16 protein-coding genes are annotated in these 17,069 nt (G+C 56.5%); 13 read left to right on the forward strand and 3 right to left on the reverse strand.

What is annotated here, in order from left to right:
* Positions 1-25 precede the first annotated feature (25 nt).
* The 7 genes from SCARR_RS18125 to SCARR_RS18150 all read left to right on the forward strand — a co-directional run bounded on the left by SCARR_RS18125 (position 26) and on the right by SCARR_RS18150 (position 3,701).
* Positions 26-448 carry a hypothetical protein gene (locus tag SCARR_RS18125; protein ID WP_136063068.1) on the forward strand — a complete coding sequence of 141 codons (423 nt, stop codon included), beginning with the start codon at positions 26-28 and terminating at the stop codon, positions 446-448.
* Positions 449-581: 133 nt separating this feature from the next.
* Positions 582-818 (forward strand): hypothetical protein, encoded by a 237-nt coding sequence (locus SCARR_RS28655; RefSeq protein ID WP_222846361.1) that lies wholly within the window; start codon positions 582-584, stop codon positions 816-818.
* 23 nt (positions 819-841) lie between these two features.
* On the forward strand, positions 842-922 hold the full coding sequence (locus tag SCARR_RS29345) for a 4Fe-4S binding protein (protein ID WP_342803703.1): 81 nt from the start codon (positions 842-844) through the stop codon (positions 920-922).
* Between the two features lie 87 nt (positions 923-1,009).
* On the forward strand, positions 1,010-1,609 hold the full coding sequence (locus SCARR_RS18135) for a TetR/AcrR family transcriptional regulator (protein ID WP_168433420.1): 600 nt from the start codon (positions 1,010-1,012) through the stop codon (positions 1,607-1,609).
* Between the two features lie 99 nt (positions 1,610-1,708).
* A complete protein-coding gene (locus tag SCARR_RS18140; protein ID WP_136063070.1) occupies positions 1,709-2,251 on the forward strand; it encodes a nitroreductase family protein in 543 nt (180 codons plus the stop codon).
* A gap of 109 nt (positions 2,252-2,360) precedes the next feature.
* Positions 2,361-2,654: a putative quinol monooxygenase gene (locus SCARR_RS18145; RefSeq protein ID WP_136063071.1), complete on the forward strand. Its 294-nt coding sequence runs from the start codon at positions 2,361-2,363 to the stop codon at positions 2,652-2,654.
* Between the two features lie 102 nt (positions 2,655-2,756).
* Positions 2,757-3,701, forward strand: a complete 945-nt coding sequence (locus SCARR_RS18150) for an NADP-dependent oxidoreductase (RefSeq protein WP_136063072.1) — start codon at positions 2,757-2,759, stop codon at positions 3,699-3,701.
* A gap of 45 nt (positions 3,702-3,746) precedes the next feature.
* Here SCARR_RS18150 and SCARR_RS18155 read toward each other — a convergent pair whose 3' ends face one another.
* On the reverse strand, positions 3,747-4,370 hold the full coding sequence (locus SCARR_RS18155; RefSeq protein WP_136063073.1) for an NUDIX hydrolase: 624 nt from the start codon (positions 4,368-4,370) through the stop codon (positions 3,747-3,749).
* 47 nt (positions 4,371-4,417) lie between these two features.
* On the reverse strand, positions 4,418-8,389 hold the full coding sequence (locus SCARR_RS18160) for a choice-of-anchor Q domain-containing protein (RefSeq protein ID WP_136063074.1): 3,972 nt from the start codon (positions 8,387-8,389) through the stop codon (positions 4,418-4,420).
* Between the two features lie 245 nt (positions 8,390-8,634).
* Between SCARR_RS18160 and SCARR_RS18165 the strand changes: the two genes are divergently transcribed.
* From SCARR_RS18165 to SCARR_RS18180, 4 genes are read left to right on the forward strand one after another with little or no spacing between them, the layout of a single operon-like run.
* The gene (locus tag SCARR_RS18165; RefSeq protein WP_136063075.1) at positions 8,635-10,527 is read left to right on the forward strand and encodes a DUF2062 domain-containing protein; all 1,893 of its coding nucleotides are present in this window, start codon (positions 8,635-8,637) and stop codon (positions 10,525-10,527) included.
* A gap of 35 nt (positions 10,528-10,562) precedes the next feature.
* Positions 10,563-11,042: a hypothetical protein gene (locus tag SCARR_RS18170; protein ID WP_136063076.1), complete on the forward strand. Its 480-nt coding sequence runs from the start codon at positions 10,563-10,565 to the stop codon at positions 11,040-11,042.
* The gene (locus SCARR_RS18175) at positions 11,042-12,442 is read left to right on the forward strand and encodes an alpha/beta hydrolase (RefSeq protein WP_136063077.1); all 1,401 of its coding nucleotides are present in this window, start codon (positions 11,042-11,044) and stop codon (positions 12,440-12,442) included. Before SCARR_RS18170 ends, SCARR_RS18175 begins: the two co-directional genes overlap by 1 nt.
* A 12-nt stretch (positions 12,443-12,454) precedes the next feature.
* Positions 12,455-13,363 (forward strand): GDSL-type esterase/lipase family protein, encoded by a 909-nt coding sequence (locus SCARR_RS18180; protein WP_136063078.1) that lies wholly within the window; start codon positions 12,455-12,457, stop codon positions 13,361-13,363.
* Positions 13,364-13,378: 15 nt separating this feature from the next.
* On the opposite strand, the gene SCARR_RS18185 is transcribed toward SCARR_RS18180, so the two are convergent.
* A complete protein-coding gene (locus SCARR_RS18185) occupies positions 13,379-14,677 on the reverse strand; it encodes a S8 family peptidase (protein ID WP_168433421.1) in 1,299 nt (432 codons plus the stop codon).
* A 188-nt stretch (positions 14,678-14,865) separates the two neighbouring features.
* Between SCARR_RS18185 and SCARR_RS18190 the strand changes: the two genes are divergently transcribed.
* Together SCARR_RS18190 and SCARR_RS18195 are read left to right on the forward strand one after the other, a co-directional pair.
* Complete coding sequence (locus tag SCARR_RS18190; protein ID WP_136063080.1) at positions 14,866-15,153, forward strand: DUF485 domain-containing protein; 288 nt, start codon at positions 14,866-14,868, stop codon at positions 15,151-15,153.
* A complete protein-coding gene (locus SCARR_RS18195) occupies positions 15,153-17,024 on the forward strand; it encodes a solute symporter family protein (RefSeq protein ID WP_136063081.1) in 1,872 nt (623 codons plus the stop codon). Before SCARR_RS18190 ends, SCARR_RS18195 begins: the two co-directional genes overlap by 1 nt.
* Positions 17,025-17,069: the final 45 nt, after the last annotated feature.

The raw sequence follows: 17,069 nt of genomic DNA on the forward strand, positions 1-17,069 counted from the left end.
CTACGACCCCGACATCCACGTCCTTGTGCGCGGCAAGGCCGGTGCTGAAGTCAAATTCGGCAATGGCCTCTACCTTGCCGAACAAGCCGACGGACTCATCGTGGACTGGGACTTTATGCAGGATCAGCCTCCCTCAGACAGCAAGCTCGTCAAATCCAGCATCGAACGGGTCACCGGCTCATACGGCAAGCCCGACAGCTACACAGACGACCGCGGCTTCGACAGCGCAAGCGCCCGAACCGACCTCGAAGAACTCGGCATCATCAACGCCATCTGCCCCCGTTCCGTGCCCCTGCTCAAGGAGAAGCTTGAAGACGAAGACTTCTGCTTGCTTCAAAAACAAAGGGGATACTTCTATTATTTTATTAGCCATCGTACTCACTGCCCACCTAATCCTTTATATTATACAACTATTTATACGTATATTCCAAAGCTTGTCATTATTTAACAAGCAATACTTTAAGCGCTAAAAATTGGTCGATTATTTCCGCAATCCCGTCTGCTGAATAAACGCGATGCCCTTCGCACCGGCGCCCTTGAACAGCAGACCGACGGTCACGAAAACCAGCAGCGAGCCGCCCATGCCGATCATCGCCTGTTTTACGGAGGAAATCTCCCAAGCGAACGGAAACTTTGTGATGTATCGCGCAAAAGAGGAAATCTACGACGCCGATTTTAAAATGGAGCATCGCAATCATAAGCTGTTGCAAACTCGGTTTTCCTTCGGTGGAGCAACCTTTAATCCGGCCGGCGTGCGCATCACCGATCAATGCATTGAGTGCGGAGTCTGCAAAGAGGCCTGCTCTTTTAATGCATAGATGAAGATTCTCCCTATCACTGCATTTCAGAGCGATGCGATGGCTGCGGAAGCTGCATCCGGATCTGCCCGGTGGAGGCCATTCAGGAGTCGCTTCCCTTTTAAGGGTTTTCCCGATTAACCAACCTGCATCAAAATTCCTGCGGATTTTTTCTTGCCATACTAGACGACCGGTCTATTATGCGCCCCAACATGAAAGAACAAACAACCAAAGAACGCATTCTAGAGGCGGCGGAAGAGCTCATGCTGGAGAGGAGTTTTCACTCGGTCGGCCTGAAGCAGATCCTGGATGCCGTCAAGGTGCCGAAGGGCTCTTTCTACTACTATTTTGAGTCGAAGGAGCAGTTCGGCGTCGAAATGATGAAGCACTACATGGATCAGGCGAGCGTTCATAAGCGGTCATTCCTGTTGAACCGGGAAAAGGAACCCGATCCCCTCAAGCGCCTCTTCACCTATCTCGAAGGCAGCATTGCATTCATGGATAAGCATCCCGGAAAATTCCCCTGCCTGGCGATTAAACTGGCCTCTGAAGTTTCTGACATTAGCGCAGGCATGCGCGAGGAACTGGTAAAGGGATTTCAGGACTGGATTAATATTTATCGCGAGGTCCTTAATGATGCCGTTAAAGCCGGACTACTCCCTGAAGATCTGGATATCGACACCGAGGCGGAACTTATTCAGGACCACTGGGCTGGAGCAGCACAACGAGCGGTAATTTTCCAAACATCGGAACCCGTGCGTCATACCGTTGAATACATTAAAAACCGCATTGAAAACATGGAGGTGCGGTAGTGATTTTTTTTAGCCGGTCATAGACGACCGGTCTATTTGCGCCTATTGTGCACGGAATTTTACAGCGATATATTTAAAGAATAGTAAAGGAGCAAAAACATGGATGCAGTTGAAATGATTAAAGAACGCCGCAGCGTTCGAAAATTTAAAGACGAACCCGTCGACCGGGAAACCATGACAGAGATCTTGGGACTCGCCCGCTGGGCGCCTTCATGGGGTAATTTTCAGGTTGCGCGTTATACGCTGGTGGATGACAAGGCCGTGATTGCAAAGATGGCAACGGATGGCGTGAAGGGCTTTACCTACAACATTAAGACGCTTGAAAATGCAACCGGAGTGGCCGTGCTTAGTTTTGTAAAAGGCAAAAGCGGCAAACTCGACAAGGAAGAATATGCCACATCAAAAGCCGGCGTATGGGAAGTATTCGATGCCGGCATTGCCTGCCAGACCTTCTGCCTTGCTGCTCATGCTAAAGGTGTCGGCACCTGCATCTTCGGCGTGATTGATGATGAGACGATTTCCAGCATCGTCGGCCTGCCGGAAGAAGAAACCGTAGCGGCGCTGATTGTTTACGGCCGACCGGACGAAGCCCCGGCACCCACCCCGCGACATGATGTGAATGAGATTATGAGATTTGTGTAGCGGCATCGCCACAGTCCAAAGCCGAAGGTCACTGGATCAAACGACATTAAAACCTTCGGCCTTCAGATTTTTAGACCCGTTTATGAAATAAACCCAAGGAGAAAGAGAAATGGAAAAACTCACTATCGTTGCAACCATCAAAGCAAAAGAAGCCCAAGTGGAACTAGTAAATTCAGAGCTGCTGAAGCTGGCAGAACAGACGCACGCCAAAGACGAAGGCTGCATTAATTATAACCTGCACGTCGATAATGCGGCGCCGATGCTTTTTGTGGTTTATGAAAACTGGGACAGCGCAGAGCTGCTTCAGAAGCATCTTGATTCGGCGCATTTTCAGGCCTTCATGAAAGCTACAGAAGGCGCGACCGAAGAATTCACCGTCAATGAAATGACCCAGATAGGATAAAGGATCCGGCGCAGAGCACTGTACTGCGTAGAACGGCGGTTGTCTTGCGCGGGCTCAGACTCGCTTCGCGTCGCGCCGCTTAAATCAACTGAGGAAAATATAATGAAAGCATATCTGTTAAACGAAGCCGGCGGCGTTGAAAACCTCGTCCTGAGCGAAATCGAAAAGCCCGCGATCAAAGCCGGCGAAGTGCTGGTAAAAACCAAAGCCATCAGCATCAATCCAGTGGACGTGAAAGTCCGCCCGCACGAAGAAGTGCTCAACATGATCCTGGGCACCGAGGAGCGACCCGTCATTCTTGGCTGGGATATTTCCGGTACTGTGGCGGAAGTCGGAGCGGACGTAACTGACTTTGCGATCGGCGACAACGTGTTCGGCATGGTGAATTTTCCAGGGCATGGAAAAGCCTATGCGGAATATGTGGCCTCCCCCGCCAGCCACCTCGCAAAGATGCCGGCCGACGCATCGTTCACCGACGCGGCAGCCACCACGCTGGCCGCGTTGACCGCTCTGCAGGTGCTGACAGGCCGGGTCAAATCCGGAGACCGCGTTTTGATCCATGCCGGCTCCGGCGGCGTCGGCCACTTTGCCATCCAGATGGCAAAAAACCTCGGTGCACATGTAATCACCACCTCATCCGCAAAGAACCGTGACTTCTGCATGACGCTCGGTGCCGATGAACACATCGACTACCGCGAGCAAAAGTTTGAAGAGGTGTTGACCGATATCGACTTTGTGCTCGACGGCATGGGCGGAGCGATTCTCGAAAATTCGCTGAAGGTGGTAAGATCCGACGGTAAGATTGTTTCCCTGCCGACCCACACCTTCCCGGAAGATCTTCAGGCCGCTGCGGACAAGCTGAACGTCGCGCTTGAGTTTGTGATGGTTCAGTCCAACGGCGACGACATGAACACGCTGAAAGGCATGCTGGAAGCCGGCTCCCTGAAACCTCATGTTTCGGTGACGTTCCCGTTTGAAAAGCTGCAGGACGCGCATCTGCAACTCGAGTCCGGTCGCACCGTCGGCAAAGCGATCGTTACATTATAAGCTTCAGGAATTCACCGACTGCCAGAGCGAAATGAATCCGCAGGCCTAATCAAACACGGCCGGCAGCTCTGGGTTTTTGAAATGCTCATACATCAGCGCGATCTGCTTTGACAGGGTGCGGTGCAGGGACAGCGGCGGGAGGTCGTCGACCGGAAAGAAGCGCGCATCGGAAATATCGTGATCCAGCTCGCCCGCCTTGCCGATGATCTCGCAGAGAAACATGAGCTTGTAGGTGTGAACGGGGCGCTTGTCGTCGTGGAAGTGCAGGTCGCGGTCGAGCACGGCGGCGAGCTTGGTGCAGCGAACATCGTAGCCGGTTTCTTCGCGCAATTCGCGGATAACCGCCACCGACGGCGGATCGTTCACGTCAGCCCATCCGCCCGGCAGGCTCCAGCAGCCATCGTCGACCTCGCGGGAGAGCAGCACCTTCCCGTCTTGAAAAACCGCGCCGCGCACATCGACGCGCGGCGTGGCATAGCCGGTTTCCTTTTCAAAAAGTTCCAGCCATTGGAAAACCGGGACGTCCGATGCTTCGGCCATCATTTCGGCCGCCAGCACGCGCAACTCTTCATAGCGCCCGCGGTCGTAAGGATCGGTGGCATATTCCAACCCAATCTGCGCGACCGCCTTGATCTTCCGCGCCCACTCGATGTGTTTTGAATTATTCATTGGCAAACCATGCGCCGAAACGGCGCATGGTTCAATCGCCAATCCACCTACGGCGCAAGTTCAACTTTGATGAGGTAGAAGCCGTTGGTGTCGCCCGCATGCATGATGTCTTGGAAGCCCCCAATCATCAGCCCATTGGTCAGCAGGGTGAAGGGCTGGTCGACGAGGTTACCGGTCCAGTAAACCGAATAGAGTCGATCAACAACGGCATCCCATCCAACGATCATTCCCGCAACGGTGTTGGAGATGCTTTCAACCCGGAAGAAGTCGTCGGGATCGTTGATGCCGGTGCCGGCGATCAGTTCGTCGGCGTCGAGCATGCCGTCGCCATCGGAATCGAGCGGTCCGGTGGCGGAATATTCATAGGCCCCCATGTCCACAGTGCCGCCGACAATGCGCGCGTTGCCGTCGAGATCGACCACAACATAAACCACGGCATTGCTGCCGGCGTCGATGCAGGGCGATCCGGCGGACAATCGGAAGTCGCCGTTGTCTGGATCGGCGAACGCCGGGGCGTTGGTGATGTTGCCGTCAAGGCCTGCCGCGACATCCGGCGAACAGCTGCTGTAGGCATGTCCGCCAATAATGTCGTCCTGCCCAACACCGCGAAGGTTGCCGTAGGCGATGGAGTTCCATAGGTAGGAATAGGCCGCGCCGCCGCCTGGGTATCCGCCAACTGTTTTGTTGGAAACAATGGTGCAGTTGTAGTAGTAGCCGTTGTAGCACCCGCCGCCGTCTCGTGTGGCCGTGTTGTTTTGGATCAAACAGGAGTGCGCTTTATACGTGTAGGAGTTATATACTCCTCCGCCATAACGCGCAGACGAGTTTCCTTCCACCGTGCAGTGGTACAGGGTGGAACGATACGCCCCGCCGCCGTAGCAGTAGGTGCTGCCAGACGCCTCGTTATTGGATATTTCGCAAAGGATGGCAGTGCAATCGGAAATGCCGCCGCCATTTCTCGCACGGTTGTCGTCGATGATGCAGTCAACAATCTCCCCTTGGTAGATTCCGCCGCCTCGCGATGTCGCTTCACACGCGGTGACCAGACAGTTGGAGACCATCGCGCCGATGGCGCACCGAATGCCGCCGCCGTAGGAGCCGTAGCCGTTGGTGATGCAGAAGCCGCTGACGAAGGCGCCGGGGTCGTTGATGTAGAGGCCCTGGCTGGATTCCCCGCAGTCGATAACGGTTTCGTCGCGCCCGCCGAAGCCGATCAGCTTCAGCGGGAAGTCGATCATGACAGGACTTCCAATGGCATAGGTGCCGTTCGAGACCACCACCCGTCCTCCGTAGATCATTTGAACATCGACGCCGGATTGAATGGTTTGCTTGGCGAATAGCCAGCTCGATCCATCGTTCATGTCGTCGCCATCGGTAGCGACGTGAATGGTTGAGGCGGCTTCCGAAACAACCGTCACCTGCTGGGTAATGCTGACTCCGCCGGGATAGGAGTCGTTCCACGCGGTGAAGACCACATCAAACAAGCCGGGCGTGCTCCAGCTCTTCTCAATTACTGCGATGGGGTTGGTGACGGCCGTTCCATCGCCGAAGGACGCAACAGTCTGCGTTGCGGGGCCAATGGCGATGAAGGAGTATTCAATCGGGGTATCGACCGCGAACATCGTGATGCCGTCCATGACCAGAGCGAGCGCGCCGGTGACCGAGCCGGAGCCGTGGTATTCGTCGCAGCCGATGGCGGGCGGGACGAGCCATGCCTGGCCGTCGATGTCGGTTTCGAGGGCTTCGGCGGCAGCACCCGCGCCGATGCAGGGCGAGCCGGTAGCGAGGTGCGAGCAGCTGGCGAGCATCGGTTCGTTGGTGATGCAGCCGTCAATGCCATGCTCGACATCCGGCGAGCAGACATTGGACCAAATATTGCCCCAGTAGATATCGTTGCCCTCGGCGGGATCGGCGCAGGTGTTGTGCCAGACGATGGTGTTGTACAGGTCGCACTCATAGGTTCCGCCGGCGTGGTCTTCGGCATGGTTGCCTACCACAGTGCAGTTGCGCAGTTCGCTGTAATACGCCGTTCCGGAGCCGCCGGACTCGTTATACGCCAACACGCAACCAATGGCGGTGCCGTAGGCAATGGCGGAGCCTTCGCTGGCGCTGGTGTTGCTGTAGAAACTGCAGTTGATGGCAGTTCCGCCGGACATGCCGCCGCCGGAAAAACCGGAATAATTGTCGCGGACAATGCATTCGCGCACCGTTGCCCCCTGGGCGGAGCAGTTGATGCCGCCGCCGGCATCCCAGAAAGAACCGTCTTGCACGGTAAAGCCTTTCAGAACTGCTCCGCCATCGGAGATTTCAACGCAACGCTCGTTTCCGTCGGCGTCAATGATGGCCACCCCGGCGCCATTGGTGCTTTGCACCACCACGGGGACATCGAGATGGATCGGGAACATTTCGTTGGTATAGGTTCCGTCGGCCACAAGCACCCAGCCGCCCAGAACGGTTTGGGCAGCAATGCCGCCCTGAATGGTTTCCTTGGCGAGCGCCCAGCTCGAGCCGTCGTCCGAGTCGTCGCCGTCGATGGCCACGTGGATGGCCGTCGCGGCGGTGGAAACCACCACCACTTCCTGGGTGTAGGAAACGCCGCCCGGATAGGTTTCGTTGTAGGCCGTCAAAACCAGGTCGTTGGTGCCGGGGGTGCTCCAGGAGGCTTCCACCGGGCCGACTGGATTGGTGACCGCGCCGACCCCTTCAATGGATGCAACCACCATTGTCGGGATGCCGTCGACGATGAAAAGGTATTCGGCCTCATAGTCGGTCGCAATCAAGGCCGGGCCATAGATGGAAAGGTCGAGCGGGCCAATGAGCGTACCGGCGCCGTGGTTTTCGTCGCACCCCATCGCAGGGGGGTATGCCCATGCCTCTGCATCGATGTCGGAGGCGGTCATTGCGGGGTCGTCGCCGTAGGCCAAGGAGGCCAGACCGCCGCCCCCGCCGCCCCCGCCGACCAGGTTGGTGGTGCCGGCACCGATGCAGGGGGAGCTGGTGTCGATATGCGATAAAGAAACAAGGGCCGGGTTGTTTGTAATGTTTCCTGTGTCGAACGTGTTCAGCTCAGGTGCGCAGCTGTAGTAGACCTCCCAGCAATCGGAGAGGTCGCTTCCGCTGACATATTCGGCATTCGCCGCCACGGAGCCGAAGCTCGCGGGCTCCCCGCCGCCATTCCCGGAACCGGTGACGGTGTTGTGCCAGACGATGCAGTTGTAGATTTCGTTGGCGTTGTAAACGCCGCCGCCATAGTTGGCTGTGTTGGCGGTGATGGTGCAGTTGTAGAGCGAACCGTAGTAGGCTCCTCCGCCGCCGGCGCCCGTTTTATTGCCGCTGATGGCGCAGGTGTAGGCCGTCGAGTCATATATCCCGCCGCCCCCGGGAGATATTTCAAGTTCCAGTCCGTCGATGGTCGAGTTGTTGATAATCAGGCAATTGGTGGCCGAGCCATAGGCCAGGCCGCCGCCGCTTGCGGCGGCATTGCCCTCGAGGCGGCAGCCGACCAGTATTGATTGCGCCGCTCCCCCGCCTTCTGATGCCTGGTTGCCACTAAGGAGGCAGTCGATGGCGGTTCCGCCATAGAGCCCACCGCCCGAGGTATAGTCTTCAGGATCGGCAACGTTGTTGCGGATAACGCAATTGGAGACGGTTGCCAGCGAGTAGTCGCAATAGATGCCAGCACCACTGTATTCATATCCGTTTTGTATGGTGAGGTCGGCGATGATGCAGCCCTCGTCTTCGAGATAGAAGCAGCGGGTGACTCCATCGCCGTCGACAATTGCAGCGGTCGGGCCGTTGATGCCGCGTACCGTGATGGCGTTGGTCACATGGATCTCGCTGGAAAGGACATAGGTGCCGTCCTCCACCCAGACGGTGTCGCCGGCATTGGTTGCGGCGTTGACCGCCGACTGGATGTCGCCGCCGTAGCTTGAGACGTAGAGGTCGGCCGCATTTGCCTGCATGCACAGTGCGGCGATTGAGATGAGGAAGAACAGTTTTGGAAGTACCGATATTTTCATGATGCCACCTTCTGTTTGTAGTTGAACTAATCGCAAGCAACCCCTGCTTGCCGGAAAACACGGGTAGTTTATACGTGATTATCGAACGTGTACAGATTTTTTTTCGCCATTGCCCGAAAAAAGATCCCCAGCCTGAATTTGAGGACTTCCGTGTTTTCGCCTTTGCATCCGCAGCGAATCCCCATTGACCCGAAAGTGGTTAAAGTCCTATGCTTCCACGGTAAACTTTTACAGGAGGATGAAACATGATTGCGTTCAAAATCGTTCGAAAAATCGGAAAAATGCTGCGTGGCGGCGCGGGCAAAAAAGAAATCTTTCTTGGGGCGCTGTGTGGCGTGCTGATCGGCTTCAACCCGGTGGCCGGCGCGACGCTGGCCTTCGCCATTCTAATTACGCTGCTGCTCAATGCCAATGTCGGCTTCGTCCTGCTCGGCGTCTTGGTCGGGAAACTGCTCAGCCTCGTGCTCGCCATGGCATCGTTCCACACTGGCTACTTCATCATCCACAACATGGGCCTCGAAGGCCTCTTCACCACGCTGGCGAACGCGCCTGTCACTGCGTTGATGGATCTGAACGTCTACGCCATGGTCGGCAGCCTGCCCTTCTCCATTCTGATCGGCATCGCTTTCGGGCTGTTCATGGGTGCCACGATCAACAAAATCCGCGAGCAGATGGTCAAGGCCGGCGATCACGAAAAGGTCGGCAAAGCCGTCGGCAACAAGTTTTCGCGCTTTCTGATGTGGCTCGTCTTCGGCAAGCAAAAGGTTTCGACCGCCGACGTGCTCGCAAAAAAATCGCCCCTGTTGCGCAAGTCGGGGATCATCCTCGTTGCCAGCGTTGTCGTGATTGGCCTCGTGCTTGAATTCTTCCTGCTCGACCTCGCCGTTAAATCCGGACTCCAAGCCGCCATCGCCGCCGAAACCGGCGCCGAGGTCAACGTCGGCAAAGCCCACCTTTCGCTCGCAGGAGGCCAGCTCGAAATCGAAGATCTACAGATTACCGATCCTGACAAGCCGACCCACAACCTTATGCAGATCGACACCCTCGCCGCCGACGTCAGCGTTGGCGACCTGCTCCGCAAAAGCTACGCCATCGACCTGCTTTCCGGCAGCACCGTCCAGCGCGATGTTCCGCGCGAATCCCCCGGCGCGGTCTATGAGAAGAAAGATAAAAAGAAGGACGAGGAAGCCGCCAAGAAGGATAAAGGCGAAACCTCGCTCGAAGACTATTTCGCCAAAGCCAAGGACTGGAAAAAATACGGCGAAAAGGCCTATGACTATCTGAAGAAGCACAAGGCCAGCGGTGAAGCCGTTGAAAAAGGCGAAAAGGCGAAAGCCACCAAAGAGGCAGCCGTGGTTGACGCCAAAAAACTCGGCTACCTGAAAGCGGCCGCCGACCTCGTCTCCACTCGCCCCGCATGGATCATCCGCAAAGTCGAAATCGACAACGTCCAGCTCGGCGACGGGTTTCCCTCGCAAACGTTCCAAGCCTCTGAGGTCTCCAGCCATCCCGAGCTCAACGGCCTGCCCACCACCTTCGTCATGACGCCCGCCGGCGTATCCGAGCCCACGGCCAAAGTGGTTCTTCGTTTCGACGATCCCGCGGCGCTGAACGAGCTCGCCGCCAACTTTAGCGGCATCGCCATCGGCGGTGCGGTGGACTCCGGCGACTCCCTGCCGATCAACGTTAAAGACGGCAAGGCCGACATTAAGGCCAGCGGCACCTTCTCGGCCGATGAGCTGAACCTCCCCTTCACCATCGTCGTCCACGACCTCAAGGCCGATGTTGAAGAAGGCAAAACCATCATGGGCATGGATGCCGAAACCGCCACCGAGGTATTCAGCTCGATGGAAATGATCGAGATCGACGGCGGACTCGGCGGTTCGCTGCTCTCGCCCCGCGTCAAGATCGACTACGACAAGCTCACGAGCAACATGAAAACCGCCCTTGTCGCCGCCGGAAAAAAAGAACTCTCCAACCGCGCCAACAAGGAAATCGGCAAGGCCAAGGAAGAGCTCTCCAAGCAAGCCGGCGAAGGCCTTAACAAACTCCTCGGCGGCGATGAAGAGACGGAAGAAGGCAAAGAAGGCGAATCCACCGAGGACAAAGCCAAGGGCATGCTCAAAAAGTTCTTTTAGCACTCCAAAATAAACAACCAGCAAGGATGGAATACATGATGAAACAGACCGGATCTGCAGCACTACTTTCTTTGTTATTGGGGTGCGCCTTGGGCATCACCGGATGCCGGTCGTCAAATCTTCCGGCTTCCGCCAGCTTTGCATCCGTCGAAATTTCGGATTGTTCCTGGCAGGAAATCCGAGACACGACGATTGCTGTGTTTCAAGAAAACGGCTTTACCAGAGCCCCCGGCAAGGCAACGCAGATCGTTTTCACCAAAGAAGGAAGCCGGAAAGACACCATGGCCTACGGCGGATTGATTGCCGCACAGGAAGGGGCAGCCACGCTCGTCCGCGTGGAGACGGAGCTGGTCAAACTGCAGAGCGGCTCTCGCCGCCTGCAATGCCATACCTTTGTTGTGACCGATGCCGGCAAGTACAACGAAGAAAAGCATCGGCTCATGAACATGCAGAGCAAGCCCTACCAAAAGATGCTGGACGACATTGAACAGCGCCTGACGCGCGTGGAGCTGTGATGATTTCAGATCGGTTTAAATCCGGTTTCAGCAGATTTGGACTGAGCCTTATTCCGGTCGTCATCACCTTGTCGTCCGGGTGCTCCAGCCCTCCGATCGACCAGATCAACCTTATGCCGGCACCCGATGTCTATGGCAACGGCATACTGAATCCGCTGCCGGAAAAGAATCCGTTCGATCTGATTCCTTACGACGGCATTCTTTTTGCCACTGACCGCCTGCCTGCCACCGACAACGATCCGCAAAAATACTACAAAAACGAGGTCGGCTATCTGGTGCGTCTGGGCCTCGCCGAAATCCAGCTGGGAGAGAAAGAGCTCGATTGGCAATACGTGCGAAAAAACTCAATGCTGAAAACGCGTCCCGACAACCTTCCCATCCGGATTACGAAAATCGAAGAATGGGGCGCAATGCCGAGCACCTCCCCCTTTTGGCTGGGCGCCAATGCAGCAACCATGAACGGCGCCCCCGATGCCTCCGGACGTTTTGCAGAGGCCATCAACAGCCAGCTGGCCCATTCTCCGAAAAAGCATGTCTACATCTATGTCCACGGCTACAAGGTCCCCTTCGAAAACCCCCTGCTGGTTTCGGCCGAGCTATGGCATTTTCTAGGATACAACGGCGCCTTCATCGCCTACTCATGGCCATCCACCCCTAGCCGGTTTGCCTACATCCGCGACTCGGATACATCGGTAGGCTTTGCCCGCAACTTTCGCCTTCTTCTGGAGCTCGTGGCTGAACAGACCGACGCCGAACAAATTCATATCATCGGCTACAGCAATGGAACCCGGCTAGTAGTGCGCGCACTCGAACAGCTAGCACTGATGAACCACGGCAAGACCCCTGAGGAAATTCAGGAAAAACTTCGCATCCAAAACGTTATCCTGACCGGGAGCGACCTAGACCGGAACACCTTTGGCATCTACATCGCCGACGGCATCCTCGACGTTGCCCAGCGCACGACGGTCTATGTTTCCGGGCACGACAAAGCGCTGGCCTTTGCACAGCGCCTGACACGCCGGCACAGAGTCGGGCAGCTTTGGGGAGGAAAGGGCGACCTCATCCATCCGCAGACGGTAAGGGCTCTGACCAAGCTTCAGGAGCGAATTAACTATGTCGATGTCAGCCAAGCAGAAGGAGCGGACCAAGGAAAGGGCCATGGCTATTTCCGTGGAAGCCCTTGGGCCAGCAGCGACATCCTGATGACGCTCTATTTCGGACTCGACCCGCAAGAACGCGGTTTGGTCGAACAAGAAGGCCTGCCCATCTACAGCTTCCCTCCCGACTATATTTCCCGTCTATGGAAATCAATTGGAAGAAAAGACGCTGCCTTTGCAGAAAAACACCGCCGGCATATGATGCAACTCGAAGCAGGAAAGAACGCCTCAACCCCCAAATAACCGGCTAGAAACATGAAACATATCCGATACATAGTCCTTCTGTTGACTGGAGCATCGGCCTTGGCCTCACCGATCCGCATTATGCCGCTGGGCGATTCGATTACGCGCGGGTATGGGGCAGGGATAAGCAACGAAAGCAGCTTCCGCAAAACCTTGCGCCAGCTGCTGGCAGACGATGGCTATGGGATAGACTTTGTCGGTAGCCAAACGAGCGGTTTTTTTGCCGACAACCAGCACGAAGGGCGCAACGGCTGGTATGCAGGACACGATACCGCAACGAACAACGTGCTCGACCATATTGCCGATTGGATGGCAGCAACGCCGGCCGACATCGTTCTGGTGCATTTAGGCACCAACGATATCCTCCACAACGATGAAGATGCCAATGAGGTTTCGGATATCATGGATGTCATCTTCGTCGCAAACCCAGACGCAACCGTCGTCCTTGCACTGATCATTAACGCGCAAGCGTGCCGCCCTGAGATCACTACATACAACAGCAACCTCAACGCGATGGCCATAGCGCGCATCGCATCCGGAGACGACATCATTGTTGTGGATATGGAAAACGGGGCCGGCATCGACTATTCCTCGGGCGACATGGCGGACGGCCTCCACCCCTCCCCGATCGGCTACGACAAAATGGCCACCAACTGGTATCCCGCCGTGGTGCAGGCCATCAGCCAACAGCGCGTGCAACCGGCGATCGAATCATTGAGCATCGCCGGTGCATCAATCTCGCTGCAACTCGGTCGGCTGGAGCCGGGAAGCCCGATTGTAGTGGAGCGCACCGATTCGCTCACCCCGCCGGCTTGGACGAATGCGGGCACCTTCACTCCGTCCGCCGTCGCAGCCAACTGGACGGGCATGCTGCAAACCAATTGGAGCCAAGGATTTTACCGGCTGGCAACCGATAACTAGCCAATTGCGGAACCTCTACTTAGAGCGGGCGTCTTCGGAGGCTTTGTTGGGCGTAGCGACGGAGGTGCCGACATACATTTGGTCGTTGAACCAAACGTAGGCGGGGCCGTAGAGGTCCACAAAATCGCCGAAGTTGGAGTTTTCCCATTGCTGCCCGGTTGGGTCGAGCCCGCCGACGGCAATCACCGAGTCATAGCCGGCGGGATAGATGGGCGTGCCGGTCGGCTCGTTGCCGGCGGAGGCATAAAGGGTCAGCCCGTTTTGAGCGGCATAGTTCATGGCCATTTCCATGAACTGGCTATCGACTTCGGAGCCCCAGCTCATGCTGACGATTTCAACATCGGAATTTGCGGCAAATTCAAGGGCGCGCATGATCGTATCGGATGAAGTGTATCCGTTTTCATCGAAGGTGCGGACGGAAAGCACGGGGACACCGGTTGTGGCGGCCTCGGCGCCAAGCGGCGTGAGCGCGCCTGAAGCGATCATGGAGGTCAACGTACCGTGGCCGGTGGGGTCGCTCATCGGTTCGGAGGGATCAATCGCGTTGTAGGTGCCGCGGATGAAGGGCAGGTCGGCATATTTCGGATCGAGGCCGGAGTCGAAGACCGCGATGGCGGTTTCGCCGGGCAGGAGGCTCAGGTTGATCCCCTCGCCGGTTCCCGATAGAGAAACGGGCTCGCTTCCAAGCTTGGGAAACGCGAGGTTGGGCTCGGCCGAGTCAACGCCCTCCTGCGCCTCGGCAATGGCCATGGCGTCTTCGACCGACATGCCGTCGTTAAGCTTGATGCGGTAGATGCCGGGCGGATCGATGACCTCGATCACCGTGCCGCCCACCTTGGCCAGCAGCGCCTTGAGGTCGTCGATGGTGGAGCCTTCGCTGAATCCAACCATGATTTCGCCACGGATATATTTCACCCCGTTGGTTCCATCGACGACATCGAGCACCTTGCGCTTGGCCGTGAGCGGCTGCGCAGCGGAGGCATTGCCGTCGGAAAAGATGCGGATGCTAGCGGGTTGGTAGATGGCGCCCAGCGGGCTGTCCATCTTTTTCCATTCCAGCAAATAGCTGTGCGGGCTGGCCAGCTGAGCAATCAATCGATCGACCGGGGTGTTTTCCCATTCGCCGGATATCCGGCCCAGCTCCAGAGCGGGATCAATCAGCACTTCCACGCCGCGCTGCTCGAACAAACGCAACACCCTCGGAAGCGGCGTACCGTCAGCCTCCAGCCACGCGCGCTCGCCTTCGATCCGCAACGATGCCCCGGAAACAAACATGGGCAGCAGCAGGATTCCAATAATTCGGAAAAATTTCATATGCTTGAACATAACGCATCGGCACCGAAAAACAATGCATACCTTGCCGCGCAGGAAATATGACTAAATAGGGACACTTGTTATACCCGTATTAGTTAGTAATATTTTATGCACTAATGAGTTGGAGAATTATTACTAGTTTGCTAAACAAACAAGTTTCACGGAAAACCAAATCATAGGGGGGAAACATGTTACACGAACCAGCAGCAAAAACGGAAAAGGACGCGGCGTCCGCTTGGAAGGCCAAGCTTGGGATCAAGTTGTTCTGGCTATATTGCATCATCTATATGGGTTTTGTCGGCATCGCCGTATTCTCGCCCGAAACCATGAAGAAGCCGGTACTTGCCGGAACCAACCTTGCCATCGTCTACGGCATGGCTCTGATCATCTTCGCGATCATCCTCGGCCTCGTCTACAACCATGTATGCACGAAAAAAGAAGATGAACTGAACGGTAAAGCCGGGGAGGCTAAATAATGAATTATGTAGCCAACCCCATCGCCATTGCAATCTTCCTGACCTTTGTCGGCTTTGTGCTCGGCATGTCGTTCTACTACGCCCGCAAGGCCAAATCGGCCGAGGGCTACTTCGCCGCCGGCGGAACCATCCACTGGTTCGTCAACGGCATCGCCTTTGCCGGCGACTATCTCTCGGCGGCATCGTTCCTCGGCATCTGCGGTTTGATTGCCACCATGGGTTATGACGGCTTCCTCTACTCCATCGGCTATCTCGCCGGCTGGATCGTGGCACTGTTCGTGGTAGCCGAACCGATGAAGCGCCTCGGCAAATACACCTTCACCGACGCGCTCGATGCCAAGTTTAACTCCAAGGGCATCCAGCTCATGGCGGCCATCAGCACGCTGGCGGTTTCGCTGTTCTACCTGATTCCGCAGATGGTCGGCGCGGGCGTACTGGTTACGCCGTTGCTCGGTCTGCCCCACTGGGTTGGCGTGATCATGGTGGGGGCGATCGTTATTACGATTGTGGCGACCGCAGGCATGACCTCCACCACCTACGTGCAGTTCCTCAAGGGCGGCCTGTTGATCATCTTCTCCACCGTGATCTCTGTTATGGTGCTGAACAAAGGCCTTTCCACAGAGACCCGCCCGGAAACCTTCGTTCCGAGAATCATTGCGGCATCGAGCGTCACCACTGCGGCGACGGTTGAATACCACGACCAAACCTTCGTCAAGGTGGTCGAAGACGGCCTTGCCAACTGGTGGATCGTCGAGGGCGACCAGTTGCTTGAAGCGCAGTCCAAAGTCGTGACCGCTTCCGGCGAAACCCTCTACAATGGCGCGCCTAAAGCGGACAATAAGTTTAAATCCGTAGGACACCTAACCTCGTTGACCGATGAAGAAGGGAACGAAATCACGGAAACCGGCCGGGTGGGCATATTTAAATATTTCGCCTCCATCGACCGCTCCGAAGTCGTTCGCTACCCCAAGGACAACATTGCCAAGTTCGACGACAACGGCGACCATGTGAAGGTTTTCTGCCCAGTCGTTACCAAAGGCTCCGACCTGCTGGTTCCCGGCCAGAAATTCAAGACCAAGACGCCCATCGGCAAGCTGAACTTCATTTCGCTGATGCTTGCGCTCTTCTGCGGAACGGCCTCGCTGCCGCACATTCTGATTCGCTACTACACCGTTCCGTCGCAGCGCGATGCGCGTAAATCGACCATCGTGGCCATCGCCTCGATCGGGTTCTTCTACGTACTCACCCTGTTCCTCGGCTTCGGCGCCATGACGCTCGGCGTCATCGACGTGGAAAGCGGCAACATGTCCGCTCCGCTGCTAGCCAAGGCCTTCGGGATCGTGCTCTTCTCCATTATCTCCGCGATTGCGTTCGCGACCGTGCTCGGAACCGTTTCCGGCCTGATCGTCGCCGCATCCGGCGCCGTGGCGCACGACCTGATGGACAATTACTTTGCCATCAAAATGACCGACACCCAAAAGGTGAAAGCCGGCAAATTGACCGCAGTAGTGGTCGGTATTCTTGCCGTAGGGCTCGGCATTGCCTTCAAGGGCATGAATGTATCCTTCCTCGTGGGCTGGGCGTTCGCGGTGGCGGCTTCGGCCAACCTGCCGTCGATCATCATGCTGCTCTTCTGGCCGAAGACCACGGCCAAGGGCATTGCCTGGTCGATCGGCGTCGGCATGGTTTCCGCACTGGGCATCATCCTGACTTCCCCGAGCATGTATGCGCAGTACGGCCTCGACAAGGCGACCGCCCTGCACACGCTCGACAATCCGGGCATCATCTCGATCCCCCTCAGCTTCATTGTGCTGATCGTCGCATCGCTGATGACGCAGAAGGACAACGAAGGTCTTGAGTACATCGGATAACCCAACCCCTTAGGCCCGCCCGGACTCCGGGCGGGCCTCCCTTTT

This window comes from Pontiella sulfatireligans, from assembly GCF_900890705.1.
GTDB lineage: Bacteria > Verrucomicrobiota > Kiritimatiellia > Kiritimatiellales > Pontiellaceae > Pontiella > Pontiella sulfatireligans.